Raw genomic sequence first — 16,127 nt, forward strand, 5'->3', positions numbered from 1 at the left:
GGGAGGCAGGCGTGCAGAACGGTATGAGGCCCGAGGATGGCCCGCATCGGGGCGCGGCTGTCCCGGCGGCAAGCCCCGGGGCCGGCCCGCCGCGGGCGAAGCATCGAGGCTGGCCACTACAAGATCCGGATCGACCGCAACGGCGCCTGGTACCATGAGGGCGGGCTGATCGCCCGGAAGGAGCTGGTCTGCCTCTTCGCCAGCGTGCTGCGGCGCGAGGCGGATGGCAGCTACTGGCTGGAGACGCCGGTGGAGCGCGGCCGGATCGAGGTCGAGGACGCCCCCTTCGTCGCGGTCGAGATGTGGTGGAAGGATTGCGACTGCGGCGACGGCAAGCCGCGGCAATGCCTGACCTTCCGCACCAACCTCGACCAGCTCGTCACCGCCGATGCCGAGCACCCGATCCGCGTGCATCTCTGCCCGAAGACCCGCGAGCCGCGCCCTACATCACCGTGCGCCCGGGGCTGGAGGCGAAGATCAACCGCGCGGTCTTCTACGAGCTCGTGGCGCTCGGCCAGACCGAGATGCTGGATGGGCGCGAGGTGCTCGGGGTCTGGAGCGAGGGCGTCTTCTTCCCGATCGACGAGACCCCGGCGCTGGACGTCGCGGCGGAATGATGCGGGCTGCCGAGGCGCGCCGATGACCACAGCGCCGGAGGGCGCGAAGGTCTGAATCGGCCGCTTCGACATGCGGCGCCGATGACCGCGGCGCCGGATGGTGCGAAGGTCTGACGAGCCTCGCCCAGACATAAGGACCTGCATCGGCGTGACACCAGCGGAAATTGCGGCCCGCATGGCCGACCCAGCGGCGCTTGCCCTGGTCGGCGCGACCGAGTTCAACGATTCCGAGGGCTTCCGGGCCGAGGCCCTGAAGCATGCCGCGGTCCTGGTACCCATCGTGCTGCATCCGCAGCCCGGCATCCTGCTGACCCTGCGGGCGGCGAAGCTGTCGGCCCATGCCGGCCAGGTGAGCTTCCCCGGCGGGCGCATCGAGGCCGGGGAGACGCCCGAGGCCGCGGCGGTGCGCGAGGCGGCGGAGGAGGTGGGGCTTGATCCCCGCCTGCCGGAGTTGCTGGGGCGGCTGCCGGAACACCATACCGGCACCGGCTTCCACATCACTCCCGGTGGTCGCCCTGGTGCCGCCGCCGCGCTGAACCTCGTCGCCGACCCGCGCGAGGTGGAGGAGCCCTTCAAGCTGCCGCTCTCGGTCATCCTGGATCCCAAGGCGCCGGAGCGGCGGACGGCGGAATGGAAGGGGCGGACCCGCACCTTCTGGGTCTGGCCGCATGAGCGGCACTACATCTGGGGCGCGACGGCGGCGATCCTGGTCAACCTGGCGAAGGTGCTGCGCGGGCATTGAACGCCCCGAGGACCGGCGCGGCGGCACACCCCCTGCCGCGTTGTCGTGGCATGATGATCCCCCTGTCATGGCGCACCGATGCCCTACCTGATCAGATCCCTGCTCTTCCTGCTGCCCTTCGCCGCCTTCGCGCTCTGGCGCTGGCTCAATCCGGGGATCGAGCCGGGACCGCGCTTCCTCCTGGCCGGGGTGGTCGGGGTGCTGCTCATGTTCCTCTTCGCGGTCTGGTTCGGCCTCTCGGTCTCGATGCGGCCGCATGAGGTCTATGTGCCGGCGGCGCTCGGCCCCGATGGCCACGTGGTGCCGGGGCACCGGGAGCCGGCGCGGTGAGCCTGCGGGAGACCGGCGTCCTGCGCCATGACCCGCCCGCCGCGCGGCATCCGCCGCCGGAGATCCTGTGGCGCGGCGCGGCGGCGGCGGTGCTGGCGGCGCTGCCCGGGGCGCGGGCGGTGGGCGGCGTGGTGCGGGACGTGCTGGCGGGGCGGGCGGTGCAGGATGTCGATATCGGCGCGCCGCTGCCGCCCGAGACGGTCGCCGCCCGGCTGCGCGCGGCCGGGCTGAAGGTCTTCGAGACCGGGCTGGCGCATGGCACCGTCACCGCCGTGCTGGACCACCAGCCGGTCGAGGTCACGAGCCTGCGCCGCGACGTGGCGACCGACGGCCGCCATGCCGAAGTCGCCTGGACAACCGACTGGCGGGAGGATGCGGCGCGGCGCGACTTCACCATCAACGCCATGTCGATGGCCGCCGATGGCGCGCTCTGGGACTATTTCGGCGGCCGGGCTGACTTGGCGGCGGGGCGGGTGCGCTTCGTCGGCGATCCGGCGACCCGGCTGGCCGAGGACTACCTGCGGGCGCTGCGCTTCTTCCGCTTCCAGGCCCGCTACGGCCATGGGGCGCCGGACCCGGCGGCGCTGGCGGCGATCCATGCCGCGGTACCGGGGCTGGCGCGCGGCTGTCCGCCGAGCGGGTCTGGATGGAGCTGAAGCGCCTGCTGGCGACGCCCGACCCGCTGGGCGCGCTGGCGCTGATGGCGGAGACCGGCGTGCTCGCGGCGGTGCTGCCGGAGGGGGTCTGGCTCGGCCGGCTCGGCGCGCTGCTCGCCTCCGGCCTGCCGCAATCCCCGCTGACTCGCCTGGCCGCGCTGCTGCGGCCGGAGGCCAACCTCCCGGCGCTGGCGCAGCGGCTGCGGCTCTCCGGCGAGGAGGCCGCGCGGCTGGAGGGCTATACGCGCGGCGCCGTCGTCCTGCCGGGGCGGGCCGATCCGGCCACGCTCAACCGCCTGCTGGCCGAGGCCGATGCCGAAACGCTGCTGGTCCGCCCTGGCTCCGCGCCGCTGCCGAGGCTGCGGCCCGACCGGATCCCGCCAGCGACATCCGGGATGCCGCGCCGCCCGGGGACTGGGCGGGTCTCGCCGCGCGGCTCGGCGCCCTGCCGCGGCCGGTCTTCCCGCTGCAGGGCCGGGACGTCCTCGCGCTCGGCCTGCCGCCTGGCCCGGCGGTCGGCCGCCTGCTGGCCGCCACCCGCGCCTGGTGGCTGGAGCGCGGCTGCACCGACGATGCCGCCGCCTGCCGGGCGCGGCTGCGCAGCATTGGCCGCCGGCCCGGCGATCTGATACCCCCGCCGCCATGGCCGTCCTTCCCGCCGACGCTTCCTCCCGCGCCCTGATCCGCCGCCTGCTGCGAGACTACCTGGCGCGGCACCGCCACGGCATCGCCCTGGCGGTGCTCTGCACCCTGGCACTGGCCGGGCTCACCGCGCTCTACCCCATCGTCATCCAGCAGGGCTTCGACCGCTTCAATGCCGCCGACCCGGACCTGATCTGGCTGCTGCCGCTGGTGATCATCCTCGTCACCTGCGCCAAGGCGCTGGCGCATCTCGGCCAGGCCGTCGCGGTGCAGTCGGTGGTGCTCCGGGTCATCGAGGCCTTGCAGGCCGACCTGTTCCGCGCCCTGACCCGGGCCGACCTGGCCATGGTGGTGCGCGATGCCCCGGCCCGCCACGCCACCCGCTTCACCGTGGACGCGGCGGCGATCCGCGAGGCGCTGACCAAGTCGATCAACGGCGCCGCCGACATCCTGACCGTCATCGGCCTGGTCGGGTCGATGGTCTGGCTGGACTGGCAGATGTCGCTGATCGCCGGGGCGATGTACCCGATCGCCATCGTGCCGATCCTCCGCCTCGGCAAGCGCATCCGCCGCGCCTCGGGCGGCATGCAGGAACGCATGGGGAGACCGCGGCGCAGCTGACCGAAAGCTTCGCCGCCGCCCGCGTGGTCCGCGCCTACCGGCTGGAGGCGCAGGAGGAGGCCCGCGCCGGCCGCGCCTTCGCCCGGCTGCGCGAGAGCCTGTTCGCCATCGCCCGCACCCGCGCCAGCCTCGACCCGACGCTGGAGGCGCTCGGCGGCCTTGCCGTCGCCGCGGTGCTGGGCTTCGTCGGCTGGCGGGTATCCTCGGGCCAGGGGACGATCGGCGAGTTCACCGGCTTCGTCGCGGCGCTGCTGATCGCGGCCCGTCCGGCCCGCGCGCTGGGCTCGCTGAACGCCGCGCTGCAGGAAGGCCTGGCCGGCCTGTCCCGCGTCTTCGCCGTGATCGACGTGCCGCGGCAGGTGCGCGACGCGCCGGGGCTGGCGCCGCTGCCGCCGGGGCATGGCAGGGTGGAGTTCGCCGATGTCGGATTCCGCTATGACGGCACGCCGGATGCGGCGCTGGAGGGCTTGAGCTTCACCGCCGAGCCCGGCCAGACCGTGGCGCTGGTCGGGCCTTCCGGCGCCGGCAAGTCGACGGCGCTGGCGCTGGTGCCGCGCCTCTATGACGCGACCGCGGGCGCGCTGCGGATCGACGGCGCCGACCTGCGGGCGGTGACGCTCGAGCCGCTGCGCGACGCCATCGCCTATGTCGGCCAGGACGCGGTGATGTTCGACGACACCGCCTTCGCCAACATCGCCTGCGGCCGCCACGGCGCGACCGCGGCGGAGGTCGAGGCGGCGGCCCGTGCGGCGGCGGCGCACGACTTCATCGCGGCGCTGCCGCAGGGCTACGAGACGCCGCTCGGCCCCGGCGGCGGCAGGCTGTCCGGCGGGCAGAAGCAGCGGGTGGCGCTGGCCCGCGCGCTGCTGCGCGACCCCCGGGTGCTGCTGCTGGACGAGGCGACGAGCGCGCTCGACGCCGAGAACGAGGCGCTGGTGCAGGCGGCGCTGGCCCGGCTGCGGCAGGGCCGGACGACGCTGGTGATCGCCCACCGGCTTGCGACGGTGCGCGAGGCCGACCGGATCGTGGTGATGCAGGACGGCCGCGCGGTGGAGCAGGGGACGCATGCGGCGCTGATGGCCGGGGATGGGTTGTATGCCAGGCTGGTGCGGACCCAGGCCTTCGGCGGCGAGGTCGTGGCGGCGGCCTAACCCGGATTGCGCGCCTGCTTGAACGCGATCCGGGCCGTGACAGTGTTTGTCGAGCAGAGTCACGCGTCCGGGCGTTCACGCCCTCCCGCGATCTGCTCGAGCCGTCAGCCCGGTTGCGCCGGCCGCCGCAGCAGCACCAGCCCGCCCGCCGCGATCAGCGCGGCCCCCGCCAGCGCCCCGGCCGGCGGCACCCGGCCGAAGAGCAGCGCGTCCATGGCAAGGGCGAAGACCAGCCGGGAATAATGCCAGGGTGCGATCGCCGAGACCTCGGCCCGCCGCACCGCGGCGGCGAGCGCCGCCAGCGCCGCCGTCTGCACCGCGGTGAACAGCACCACCAGTGCCAGCACCGAAGCCGAGGGCATCCGCCAGACCACCAGCGCCGGCAGCGCCAGCAGCAGCGTCCCGCAGAGCGCGCCCTGCACCAGCGCGTCGTTCGCATCCGCCACGCCGCGCAGCCGCCGCACCAGCACCTGGTACAGCGCATAGGCCAGCGCCGCGGCGACCGGCACCAGCGAGGTGACGGCGAACAGCCCGCCGCCCGGCCGCAGCATCACCAGCATGCCCGCGAAGCCGCAGCCGAGCGCCGCCCAGCGCCGGCCGTCCACCCGCTCCCGCAGCAGCAGCGCGCCGCAGGCGGTCAGCAGGATCGGCCCGGTGAAGCCCAGCGCCGAGGCCTCGGTCACCGGCAGCAGCGCATAGCCGAAGACGCTGATGGTGGTGGAGGCGATCAGCGCCAGCGCGGCCAGCCGCTGGTCCCAGGCCCTGCGGCGGCGCCAGCGCATGCCGCCAGGACGCCGCCGCGCCGGGCCTGAGGGCCGGTCGCGCCCATGGCCGCCACCAGCACCAGCGCGCTGCGGAGGAAGGTGATCTCGAGCGGGTCGAGGCTGCCGGAGAGCCACTTCGCCAGCGCATAGCCGGCCGCATAGAGCAGGTTGCAGAGCAGGGCGAAGAGAATGGCGTTGGTCATCCGGCCCTGGGCTGCGTTTCCTGCCGCGCACCGCGCCGGGGAAACCGGCCGCTGTCAAGCCGGGAGAGCACCGAATGGCATGGGTCTGGCTGGCCGTCGCCGGCAGCTTCGAGATCGTCTGGGCCGTGCTGCTGAAATACACCCATGGCTTCACCCGCCTCGGGCCGAGCGCCGCGACGGTCGCCGCCATGGCGGTCAGCTTCTACTGCATGTCGCGCGCCCTGCAGGTCCTGCCGATGGGCACGGTCTATGCCGTCTGGGTCGGGATCGGCGCCTTCGGCACCGCGCTGTGGGGCATGGGCGTGGAGGGCGACCCAGCCAGCGCCGCGCGGATCCTCTGCCTCGCGCTCATCCTCGGCGGGGTCGCCGGCCTCAAGCTGGCGAGCTGGAGCGCCGGATCGCAGAGGCGTGTCCCGGCCGGCTGCCGCGTCCGGCCGGCCGCGGGCTTCCGCCCCATGCGGGACGGCCGGACGCCGCCTCGCCGGAGGAACGCAACCATGCCTGTCTTCACGGGAGGCCCGGGGCCCGATCTGCTGTCCGGCGACCAGGGCAGCGACCGCATCCTCGGCCGCGGCGGCGCGGATGTCCTGATCGGCCGCGAGGGCGACGACACCATCCTCGGCGGCGCCGGCGACGACCTCCTCGCCGGCGACAACATCCCCCGCTCCGGCGGCCCGTTCCAGCCGGGCGACTTCGGACCCTTCCCCGGCGCCCGTCCGCTCGGGCCGGGCGACAACCTGATCCTGGCCGGTTCCGGCGACGACCGGGTCATCGCCGGCTTCGGCGCGGATACGGTGTTCGGCGGCGGTGGCAACGACACCATCGAGGGCTATGGCGCCTCCGATGTCAGCCCGGTCGGCAGCGGCAACCTGATCGCCGCGGACGGGCCGGATCGGCTGTTCGGCGGGGCCGGCGACGACCTGGTCCGCGGCGGCGGGGGCGACGACCTGCTCTCGGGAGGACGCGGCGCGGATACGCTGGTCGGCGGCGTCGGCGTCGATGCGCTGATCGGCGGCGCCGGGGCGGACCGATTCGTCTTCGGCCGCAGCCTGGAGCCGGAGGGCACCAGCTTCACCGCCGATACCGGCGCCGGGCCCGGGCAGCGCGACGTCATCCTCGATTTCCGGCCGGGGGTGGACCGGATCGATCTCGCCGCATACCGGAACTTTTTCCCGGACCCGGGCGGGCAGCCGCCACCCGTCTTCCTCGGGACGGAAGGCTTCGGTGACAGCCGGGCGCTGCAGGTGCGGTATGAGATCGACGGCTGCACGACGCTGGTGCAGTTCCTCGCGCCCTTCGGCGACGCCTCCCAGCTGCCGGCCCCCTTGCGGGAGATCGAGCTGGTGGGCCGGCATGTTCTGGAGGCCGGCGACTTCATCCTGGCCTGACCGGGCACCGCTTATTCGGCACGGACCGCGGCCGGCAACGAACCGGCGCCGCCGTCCGGGCTTAGGGAGGGTGCCGGCGAGCGTGACCCTCATCCGAGCCCCTTCCAGATGGCGATCGCCGCGGCGATCGCGGCCAGCAGCCGGTGCAGCAGCTCCGCCCAGGGGCGGAGCCTCTGCAGCCAGGGCGGGCGCGGCGGCGGGTCCGGCGGCGGAGGTTGGGACATCGGACAAGGATAAAATTCCTAACAACCCTTTGTCCACGCCTACTTGCAGCCTCGGGTGCAATTGACGCTCTGCCGCAGGGCACAATAGAAGGCGTGTCACATGGAAGCCGCACCGCGCGCGGCCAATCCCAGGAGTGCAAGACATCCATGTCCATCATGCAGGACTCGCGCGAGGCGACCATGGAAGGTCGCCGAACGGACGGCACGCCCATCCGCCGGCCCCTGTCGCCGCACCTGCAGGTGTACGACATGATGCAGCTGACCAGCGCCATGTCGATCGCCGGCCGGATCACCGGCGTGGTCTGGACCGTCGGCCTGCTGATCTTGGTCTGGTGGCTGGTGGCGACCGCGGCCGGGCCCGGCGCCTACGGGGCGGTGACCTGGTTCCTCACCTCCTGGCTCGGCGTGCTCGGGATGATCGGCCTGACCGCCGCGGCCTGGTACCACACGCTGAACGGCATCCGGCACCTCGCCTGGGATGCCGGCTATGGCTACGACCTGCCCTCGACCTACAAGTCCGGCCGCGCCGTGCTGATCGCCACCGCCGTGATGACCGTGCTGACCTGGCTCATCACCATCATCGCCTGGGCGAAGCTGAGGATCCACCACCATGGCCAATGAATACGCCAAGAACACCGTGCTCCGCTCGCCGCTCGGCCGGGTGCGCGGGCTCGGCTCCGCCAAGGGCGGCACGCATCACTGGTGGATGCAGCGCGTCACCTCCGCCGCCCTGTTGCCGCTGACCCTCTGGTTCGCGCTCTCGGCCGCCTCCTCGCCGGCGCCCCGTATGAGGAGACGCGGGCCTGGATCGCGCACCCGGTCAACGCGGTGCTGCTGCTGGCCTCCATCGCCCTCGCCTTCCATCACACCGCGGCAGGCATGCAGGTGATCGTGGAGGACTATGCGAACCAGGAATGGGTCAAGATGGGTTCCATTCTGGCGATCAAGGCCATCTGTTGGCTGTTGGCGATCGCCTCGGCGCTCGCGGTCCTCCGGATCGCGGTCTGAGGCGGATAGGGACACGGACCATGAACGCGATCACCTCACCTTCCCGCGGGGCCTACCGCATCGTCGACCACACCTATGACGTGGTGGTGGTGGGGCCGGCGGCGCCGGTCTCCGCGCCACCTTCGGCATGGGCGCCTCGGGCCTCAAGACCGCCTGCATCACCAAGGTCTTCCCGACCCGCAGCCACACGGTCGCCGCCCAGGGCGGCGTCGGCGCCGCGCTCGGCAACATGGGCGAGGATGACTGGCGCTGGCACATGTACGACACCGTGAAGGGGTCGGACTGGCTGGGCGACCAGGACGCCATCGAATACATGTGCCGCGAGGCGATCCCGGCGATCATCGAGCTTGAGCACTACGGCGTGCCCTTCAGCCGGACCGAGGACGGGCGGATCTACCAGCGCCCCTTCGGCGGCCACATGCAGGACTATGGCAAGACCCCGGCGATGCGCGCCTGCGCCGCGGCCGACCGCACCGGCCATGCCATCCTGCATACGCTCTACCAGCAGAGCCTGAAGCATAACTGCGAGTTCTTCGTCGAGTACATCGCGCTCGACCTGATCATGGACGAGGACGGCGTCTGCCGCGGCGTCACCGCCTGGTGCCTGGAGGACGGCAGCATCCACCGCTTCCGCGCCCAGACCGTGGTGCTGGCCACGGGTGGCTATGGCCGCGCCTACTTCTCCTGCACCTCGGCCCATACCTGCACCGGCGACGGCGGCGGCATGGTGCTGCGGGCCGGCCTGCCGCTGCAGGACAACGAGTTCGTCCAGTTCCACCCGACCGGCATCTACGGCTCGGGCTGCCTGGTGACGGAAGGCGCCCGCGGCGAGGGCGGCTACCTGACGAATTCGGAAGGCGAGCGCTTCATGGAGCGCTACGCGCCGACCGCGAAGGACCTGGCGTCGCGCGACGTCGTCTCGCGCGCCATGTCGGTCGAGATCCGCGAGGGCCGCGGCGTCGGCCCGGAGAAGGACCACATCCACCTGCATCTCGAGCATCTCGGCGCCGAGATCCTGCACGAGCGGCTGCCCGGCATCTCCGAGACCGCGAAGATCTTCGCGGGCGTGGACGTGACGAAGGAGCCGATCCCGATGCTTCCGACCGTCCACTACAACATGGGCGGCATCCCGACGAACATCCACACCGAGGTCCTGAACCCTACGGCGAAGGACCAGGACCGCGTGGTCCGCGGCCTGATGGCGGTGGGCGAGGCGGCCTGCGTCTCGGTGCACGGCGCCAACCGGCTCGGCACCAACTCGCTGCTCGACCTCGTCGTCTTCGGCCGCGCCGCGGCGCACCGGGCCGCCGAGACGATCAAGCCGGGCGCCTCCCAGCCGCCGCTGCCGGCCAATGCCGGCCAGGCGGCGCTCGACCGTCTCGACCGCGTCCGCAACGCCAAGGGCAGCACCTCGGTCGGCAAGCTGCGGCTGAACATGCAGCGGACCATGCAGACGCATGCCGCGGTGTTCCGCACCTCCGAGCTGCTGAAGGAGGGCGTGGCGAAGATGGACAAGGTCCATGCCGGCTATGCCGACATCAAGATCGCCGACCGCTCCCTCATCTGGAACAGCGACCTGGTCGAGGCGCTCGAGCTCGACAACCTGATTGGCAACGCGCTGACCACGATCCACGGCGCCGAGGCCCGCAAGGAAAGCCGCGGCGCCCACGCGCAGGAAGACTACCCCGAGCGCGACGACCAGAACTGGATGAAGCACACCCTCGCCTGGGTCGACGACAAGGGCGCCGTGAAGCTCGACTACCGCGACGTCAAGATGCGGACCCTGACCAACGAGGTCCAGGTCTTCCCGCCCAAGGCCCGGGTCTACTAAGGAAGCACGCCCCAATGGCTACCTTTACGCTGCCGAAGAACTCGACCATCCAGCAGGGCAAGACCTACAAGGCCGACCCGGGCGCGAAGAACGTCAAGTCCTTCAGGATCTACCGCTTCGATCCCGACTCGGGGAGAACCCGCGCACCGACACCTTCGAGATCGACCTCGACAAGTGCGGCCCGATGGTCCTCGACGCGATCATCAAGATCAAGAACGAGGTCGACAGCACGCTGACCTTCCGGCGCTCCTGCCGGGAGGGCATCTGCGGCTCCTGCTCGATGAACATCGACGGGCTGAACACCCTCGCCTGCCTCAAGCCGATCGAGGACGTGAAGGGCGACGTGAAGATCAGCCCGCTGCCGCACATGCCGGTGGTGAAGGATCTGGTGCCGGACCTGTCGCAGCTCTACGCCCAGCTGCGCTCGGTCGAGCCCTGGCTGAAGTCCGACACGCCGCCGCCGCCGGATGGCGAGCGCCGCCAGTCCAAGGAAGAACGGGCGAAGCTCGACGGGCTGTGGGAGTGCATCCTGTGCTTCTGCTGCTCCACCGCCTGCCCGTCCTACTGGTGGAACGGCGACCGCTATCTCGGCCCGGCGGTGCTGCTGCAGGCCTATCGCTGGATCGCCGACAGCCGCGACGAGGCGACCGGCGAACGGCTCGACGACCTGCAGGACCCGTTCCGGCTGTATCGCTGCCACACCATCATGAACTGCGCCCGGACCTGCCCGAAGGGGCTGAACCCGGCCGCGGCGATCGGCAAGATCAAGCAGATGATGGTGGAGCGGGAGGGCTAATCCCCCGCCGCCGTCCGGACCCGATGAACCCCGCCTGGCGCGAGCCCGGCGGGGTTTCTCTTTGGCCGCCTAGCGCCCCGCGCCCAGATCCGCCGGGTCGAGCCCCAGCTCCCGCGCCGTCACCGGGTTCAGCTGCCCGGTCGCCTGCAGCCCGCGGCCCTGCTGGAAGCGCTCGATCGCCGCCTGGGTGCTGGCGCCCCAGGCGCCGTCCACATCGCCCTTGTAGAAGTTCAGCGCCTTCAGCCGGGTCTGGATGTTGCGCACCGCCGCCGGGTTCAGCGGCTCCGTCGCCATCGCCGCGGGCGTGCCGGGGGCGGGGCCGGCGCCGGGGCCGGCCGCCAGCAGCTCGCTCGGCGCCAAACCGAGCGTCGCGGCGGTGGCGGGATTGAGCTGGGTCGAGGCGACCAGCCCATGCGTCGCCTGGAAGCGTTCCAGCGCCGCCTGGCTGTCCGGGCCCCAGACCCCGTCGGCCCGACCGGTATAGGTGCCGGCCTGGCGCAGCTTCTCCTGCACCGCGGTCACCGTCGCCGGCGCCAGCGGCTGGGTGTAGAGCAGCGCCGGCGCCTGCTGCGCCAGCACCGGTGCCGCGAGCACCGCCGCCACCGCCACCATCCATGACGCTCCTCGCATCGCCGCGTATCCTTTCCCATCCGTTTCCGAGACCATTTGCCCGAACACGCGAAATCCCTCGTGGTTCGATGGCGAAGCGGCTGTGATGCGGGCGGTATGGGCAATGGGGGCTGCGGGATGACGGCAGGCTGGGCACGCTGGGGGCTGGCGGCATGGCTGGCAATGGGGGGCATGGCGGCGGCGCATCCGCTCGACCCGCTGAGCGCCGCGGAGATCGAGGCGGCGGTCGCCGCCCTGCGCGGCGCCGGCGCCGCCGACGACGCGACCCGCTTCATCGCGGTGGACCTGGCCGAGCCGGCCAAGGCGGCCGTCCTCGGCAACCTTGCGCCGCCACGCCGCGCCCATGTCGTGCTGCGCCGCGGCACCGCCCTGGCGGAGGCCGAGGTCGAGCTGGCGACCGGCCGCGTCGACGGCCCGCGCAGCATCGCCGATGCCCAGTCCGGCGTGCTGCTGGAGGAATGGGAGACGGCGGCGAAGCTGACCATCGCCCATCCCGACTGGCAGGCGGCGATGCGAAAGCGCGGCTATACGTCTTTCGACACGCTGTTCTGCGCCCCGCTGACCGTCGGCTGGTTCGGCACGGCGGAGGAGCGCGGCCGCCGCTCGCTGCGCGTGCCCTGCTACGAGACATCGGGCGCCCGCACCACCGTGCATGGGCGGCCGATCGAGGGCCTCTTCGCCATCGTCGATCTCGGCGCAGGCGCGGTGCTTCGCGTGGTGGACACCGGCGTCGTCCCGGTGCGCACCGGGCCGGACCGCGCCGACGAGGCCTCCTTCCCCGACCTCCGCGCGCCGATGAAGCCGGTGCTGCAATCGGCGCCGCAGGGCGGCAATGCGACCGTCGCCGGCCACCAGCTTCGCCTGGGACCACTGGCGCTTCCATCTCCGGCTCGACCGCCGCTTCGGCCCGATCGTCTCGCTCGCCCGCTGGGCGGAGGACGGGCGCGACCGCATGGTGCTCTACCAGGGCCATGCCTCGGAGATGTTCGTCCCCTACATGGATGCCTCCGAGGCCTGGTACTACCGGTCCTACATGGATATCGGCGAGTACGGCTTCGGCGCGCTGTCCTCGGAATTGCAGGCCGGCACCGACTGCCCGGCGCATGCCGCCTTCCTCGACGCCACCCTGCCCGGCGACGACGGCAAGCCGCTGGTCCTGCCGCGCGCGCTCTGCGTCTTCGAACGCAACACCGGCTCCCCCGCCTGGCGCCATGCCGAGATCGTCGACGGGACCTATGAGGGCCGGCCGGAGGTCGAGCTGGTGGTGCGCAGCATCCCGACCGTCGTCAACTACGACTACGTCATGGACTGGGTCTTCACCACGCGCGGCGAAATCCGCATCGATGTCGGCGCCACCGGCATGGACGCGGTGCGCGGCGTCCGTGCGCAAAGCATGACGGATCCCGGCGCGGGGACGGAGGTCACCACCGGCACCCTGGTCGCGCCCGGCGCGGTCGGCGTCTGGCACGACCACTACATCTCCTTCCGCCTCGACCTGGATGTCGACGGCCAGGCCAACAGCTTCCTGCGCGAGACGCTGACGCCGCGCGCGCCGCCGCTTCCGGCACGCCGCGCCGCAGCCTCTGGCAGCCGGAGCGCATCCCGATGGCGAAGGAGGGCGCGGTCGAGCCCGGGCACGGGCCGGAGATCTGGCGCGTGGTCAATCCCGGCACCACCACCGCGCTCGGCCACAACCCGGGCTATGAGGTGATCCTCGGCCATGGCGCGACCTCGCTGCTGGACGCCGGGGATTTCCCGCAGCGCCGCGCCGCCTTCACCGGCGCGCCGCTCTGGGTCACCGCGCATGACGCGGCGGAGCGGCACGCGGCCGGTCCCTGGCCGAACCAGGCACCGGGCGGCGACGGGCTGCCGCGCTTCGTCGCGCAGGGGCGCTCGATCGAGAATGCCGACCTGGTGGTCTGGGCGACGATGGGCTTCCATCACCTGACCCGGCCGGAGGACTGGCCGGTGCTGCCGACCAAATGGCACCGGATCGAGCTGAAGCCCTATGGGTTCTTCACCCGGAACCCGGCGATGACCTTGCGGCGGGAGTTCCGGCAGTAAGGAAGAGTCGGGGGAGGTATCCCCCGGGCCCCCTTCTATTTTTCCGAGTCTTGCAGCCACCGCGCGATGGCAGCCGTCCCGGTGTCCTGGCCGGGTTGTCCCATGATCTGCACGCCGACGGGCATCCCGTCCACCGCCAGCAGGGGCACCGTCACCACGGGCGCGAAGAGCATCGAGCTCGGCGCGTTGAAGGCGATGTCGCCGGTCGGGCGCGGCGACTCCGCGTCGAAGACCGGCGCCGGGCCGGGACAGGCCAGCGCGATCACCGCATCCGCCAGCGGCGCGATCCGCGCATGGCGCGCCTGCGCCTCCGCCCGCATCGCCAGCGCCGCCTGGTAGTCGGCGACCGTCATCGCCTCCGCCCGCTCCAGCACCGCCTTGGCCCGGGCGCTGATGCCGTCCGGGTCCTGCTCCAGCAAGTTGCGGGTGTTCCAGCGGTTCTCCCAGCCGGTGATGGCGCCGCTGATGGCGCGCGCCTCGGCGATGCCCTGCTCGAAGTGCTCCGCCAGCGGATGGTCGCCGCGGCGGATGAGCGTGACGCCCGCTGCCTCCAGCCGCGCCAGCAGCGCGGCGAAGGCCGCCTTGCTGGCGGCGTCGAGCTCGGCCCAGCCCTCCGTCTCCATCACCACCAGCCGCTCCGGCCGCCGCGGCGCCGGCGGCGCGGCGGGGCCGGAGAGCGGCGCGCGGCCGGGATCGCCGCCGACCCGGGAGACGATCGCCATCGCCACCAGCCACATGTCCTCGATGCAGCCGGCATGGACGCCATGCGTGCTCTGGCTCGTCGCCCGCCTCTCGCCGCGATTGATCGCGCCCTGGCTCGGCTTCCAGCGCGACATTGCCGCAATAGGCCGCCGGCCGGATGATGCTGCCGCCCACCTGCGTGCCGATCGCCGCCGGCACCATCCGCGCCGCGACCGCCGCCGCCGAGCCGGAGGAGGACCCGCCCGGCGTCCGCCGCGCATCGAAGGGGTTGGTCGTCGGCCCCGGATGCGCCCCGCCGAGCTCGGTCGTCACCGTCTTGCCCAGCACCACCGCGCCGGCCTCGCGCAGCGCCGTCACCGCGGCATTGTCGCGCTTCGGGAAGTTCCCTTTGTAGCCGACGCAGCCCATCCCGGTCGGCATGTCGCGCGTCTCGAGCAGGTCCTTGATGCCGATGGGCATGCCGTCGACCGGCGAGAGCGGCCGCCCGGCACGCCAGCGCGCCGTGCCGGCATCCGCCGCCGCGCGTGCCCCGGCCTCGTTCCGCACGACCCAGGCCTGCACCTCCGGCTCCCGCGCCGCGATCGTCTCCAGGCAGCGCTCGAGATAGGCGCGCGGCGTGTCGGTGCCGTCGCGGAAGGCGCGCGTAGCGTCGTGCCAGCGCAGCGCCTGGAAGTCCTTCGGTGAGTAGCCGGCCATCATCCCCTCCTATCGCAGCATGCCGTCCCAGGCCGGCAGGCTGAGCAGCGCCGCCAGCGCGATCATCCAGAAGCAGGCGAGGCGGAAGGCCCGCTCGCTCGCCAGGCCGAAGATCCGCGTCCCGCCGAGGATGCCGAGCCAATAGACCGGCGCCGCCACCAGCACCGGCGCGACCAGCGCCAGGTCCAGCAGACCTGCGGCGGCGTAGGCGATGCCGGCGAAGACCGCGCCGGCCGCGAGGTACAGCGCGAAATCCGCCCGCAACTGCCGCGCCGTGCCCTCCCGCCCCAGCAGGTAGGCCATGACCGGCGGCCCGCTGACCATGGCGACGCCGCCCAGCACGCCCCCGGCGAGGCCGAAGCCCAGCGTGACCGGCCGCGACGGCAGGCCGCGGAACCGCCAGCCCGTGACCAGCAGCCCGAGCAGGCCGAGGATCGCCAGCGCCACGCCCCAGCGCAACGCGAGCGGGTCGGCCAGCGCCAGCACGGCGGCCCCGAGCGGCGTTCCCGCCGCCGCGCCGAGCGCCAGCCAGCCTACCTCCCGCCGGTCGGCGATCCGCCAGGCCGCCGGCGTCAGCAGCGCCACCGCCAGCATTTCCAGCAACAGCATCAGCGGTGCCGCCTGCCGCGTGCCGAGCCCGATTGAGGCGAGAGGCACGAAGATCAGCGCCGCGCCGAAGCCGGAGAAGCCGCGCGCCAGCCCGCCCGCAAGCGCCGCCGTCAGCAGCCAGCCCAGGGTTGCGCCGCTCGGCAGGGCAGGGAGGAGGTCCATCGCCGGCATCCTCGCCCGCCATGCCGGTGGCGGAAAGGGGCGCATCCCGCGGTGCTGATCCTCGTTAGCGATGGCAGGCGTGCGAGCGCCGCAACCCATCCCCCGATGCAACCATTTCCGGTCGGCGCCGTTCGCGCTTCCGGACGACGCCGGAGCATTTCCCCTCATGACCTCGCAGCCCGACGAAGGCGGCCTCGGCCGGCGCGGCCTGCTGGGCGCCGGTGCCGCGGTGCCGTTCCTGGCTCCGCGCCGGTCCGCATCCCAGCCTGCCCCGCCCAGCCTGCCCCCGAA

The 16,127-nt window shown here is 72.8% G+C and carries 12 protein-coding genes and 8 pseudogenes; 13 read left to right on the forward strand and 7 right to left on the reverse strand.

The window, feature by feature from the left end:
- The first annotated feature begins 36 nt into the window (after positions 1–36).
- The 5 genes and pseudogenes from ACQ86J_RS26335 to ACQ86J_RS26355 all read left to right on the forward strand — a co-directional run bounded on the left by ACQ86J_RS26335 (position 37) and on the right by ACQ86J_RS26355 (position 4,759).
- A pseudogene (locus ACQ86J_RS26335) lies at positions 37–617 on the forward strand (DUF1285 domain-containing protein).
- A 175-nt stretch (positions 618–792) separates the two neighbouring features.
- Positions 793–1,359 (forward strand): NUDIX hydrolase, encoded by a 567-nt coding sequence (locus ACQ86J_RS26340; RefSeq protein ID WP_431267862.1) that lies wholly within the window; start codon positions 793–795, stop codon positions 1,357–1,359.
- 78 nt (positions 1,360–1,437) lie between these two features.
- On the forward strand, positions 1,438–1,689 hold the full coding sequence (locus tag ACQ86J_RS26345; protein WP_431267863.1) for a hypothetical protein: 252 nt from the start codon (positions 1,438–1,440) through the stop codon (positions 1,687–1,689).
- Positions 1,690–1,751: 62 nt separating this feature from the next.
- Positions 1,752–3,027 (forward strand): annotated as a pseudogene (locus ACQ86J_RS26350) (CCA tRNA nucleotidyltransferase).
- Positions 2,988–4,759 (forward strand): annotated as a pseudogene (locus ACQ86J_RS26355) (ABC transporter ATP-binding protein). Before ACQ86J_RS26350 ends, ACQ86J_RS26355 begins: the two co-directional pseudogenes overlap by 40 nt.
- A gap of 104 nt (positions 4,760–4,863) precedes the next feature.
- Here ACQ86J_RS26355 and ACQ86J_RS26360 read toward each other — a convergent pair.
- Both ACQ86J_RS26360 and ACQ86J_RS26365 read right to left on the reverse strand, forming a co-directional pair.
- Positions 4,864–5,541: an EamA family transporter gene (locus ACQ86J_RS26360; protein WP_431267864.1), complete on the reverse strand. Its 678-nt coding sequence runs from the start codon at positions 5,539–5,541 to the stop codon at positions 4,864–4,866.
- Positions 5,487–5,726 (reverse strand): hypothetical protein, encoded by a 240-nt coding sequence (locus ACQ86J_RS26365; protein ID WP_431267865.1) that lies wholly within the window; start codon positions 5,724–5,726, stop codon positions 5,487–5,489. Before ACQ86J_RS26365 ends, ACQ86J_RS26360 begins: the two co-directional genes overlap by 55 nt.
- A 74-nt stretch (positions 5,727–5,800) precedes the next feature.
- Here ACQ86J_RS26365 and ACQ86J_RS26370 point away from each other — a divergent pair, with 74 nt between their 5' ends.
- A complete protein-coding gene (locus ACQ86J_RS26370; RefSeq protein WP_431267866.1) occupies positions 5,801–7,114 on the forward strand; it encodes an SMR family transporter in 1,314 nt (437 codons plus the stop codon).
- Positions 7,115–7,203: 89 nt separating this feature from the next.
- Here ACQ86J_RS26370 and ACQ86J_RS26375 read toward each other — a convergent pair whose 3' ends face one another.
- Positions 7,204–7,338 carry a hypothetical protein gene (locus tag ACQ86J_RS26375; protein WP_431267867.1) on the reverse strand — a complete coding sequence of 45 codons (135 nt, stop codon included), beginning with the start codon at positions 7,336–7,338 and terminating at the stop codon, positions 7,204–7,206.
- Between the two features lie 147 nt (positions 7,339–7,485).
- On the opposite strand from ACQ86J_RS26375, the gene sdhC reads away from it, so the two are divergent.
- From sdhC to ACQ86J_RS26395, 4 genes and pseudogenes are all read left to right on the forward strand, one after another.
- Positions 7,486–7,959: a succinate dehydrogenase, cytochrome b556 subunit gene (gene sdhC / locus ACQ86J_RS26380; RefSeq protein WP_431267868.1), complete on the forward strand. Its 474-nt coding sequence runs from the start codon at positions 7,486–7,488 to the stop codon at positions 7,957–7,959.
- Positions 7,949–8,346: pseudogene (sdhD, locus tag ACQ86J_RS26385) on the forward strand (succinate dehydrogenase, hydrophobic membrane anchor protein). Before sdhC ends, sdhD begins: the two are co-directional and overlap by 11 nt.
- Positions 8,347–8,366: 20 nt before the next feature.
- Positions 8,367–10,177, forward strand: a pseudogene (gene sdhA / locus ACQ86J_RS26390) (succinate dehydrogenase flavoprotein subunit).
- 14 nt (positions 10,178–10,191) lie between these two features.
- Positions 10,192–10,973: pseudogene (locus ACQ86J_RS26395) on the forward strand (succinate dehydrogenase iron-sulfur subunit).
- Between the two features lie 69 nt (positions 10,974–11,042).
- Here ACQ86J_RS26395 and ACQ86J_RS26400 read toward each other — a convergent pair.
- Complete coding sequence (locus tag ACQ86J_RS26400) at positions 11,043–11,585, reverse strand: peptidoglycan-binding domain-containing protein (protein ID WP_431267869.1); 543 nt, start codon at positions 11,583–11,585, stop codon at positions 11,043–11,045.
- Positions 11,586–11,774: 189 nt separating this feature from the next.
- On the opposite strand from ACQ86J_RS26400, the pseudogene ACQ86J_RS26405 reads away from it, so the two are divergent.
- From ACQ86J_RS26405 to ACQ86J_RS26415, 3 genes and pseudogenes are all read left to right on the forward strand, one after another.
- A pseudogene (locus tag ACQ86J_RS26405) lies at positions 11,775–12,281 on the forward strand (hypothetical protein); the annotation flags it as partial.
- 154 nt (positions 12,282–12,435) lie between these two features.
- Positions 12,436–13,314 carry a hypothetical protein gene (locus tag ACQ86J_RS26410; protein ID WP_431267870.1) on the forward strand — a complete coding sequence of 293 codons (879 nt, stop codon included), beginning with the start codon at positions 12,436–12,438 and terminating at the stop codon, positions 13,312–13,314.
- Entirely contained in the window at positions 13,209–13,667 is a 459-nt protein-coding gene (locus ACQ86J_RS26415) for a hypothetical protein (protein ID WP_431267871.1), read from the forward strand. Before ACQ86J_RS26410 ends, ACQ86J_RS26415 begins: the two co-directional genes overlap by 106 nt.
- Positions 13,668–13,702: 35 nt before the next feature.
- On the opposite strand, the gene ACQ86J_RS26420 is transcribed toward ACQ86J_RS26415, so the two are convergent.
- From ACQ86J_RS26420 to ACQ86J_RS26430, 3 genes and pseudogenes are all read right to left on the reverse strand, one after another.
- Entirely contained in the window at positions 13,703–14,503 is an 801-nt protein-coding gene (locus tag ACQ86J_RS26420) for an amidase family protein (RefSeq protein ID WP_431267872.1), read from the reverse strand.
- Between the two features lie 58 nt (positions 14,504–14,561).
- Positions 14,562–15,068, reverse strand: a pseudogene (locus ACQ86J_RS26425) (amidase family protein); the annotation flags it as partial.
- Positions 15,069–15,074: 6 nt separating this feature from the next.
- Positions 15,075–15,836: a TSUP family transporter gene (locus tag ACQ86J_RS26430; protein WP_431267873.1), complete on the reverse strand. Its 762-nt coding sequence runs from the start codon at positions 15,834–15,836 to the stop codon at positions 15,075–15,077.
- Between the last annotated feature and the right edge of the window lie 291 nt (positions 15,837–16,127).

This window comes from Dankookia sp. P2 (genome assembly GCF_050632255.1).
Lineage (GTDB): Bacteria > Pseudomonadota > Alphaproteobacteria > Acetobacterales > Acetobacteraceae > Paracraurococcus.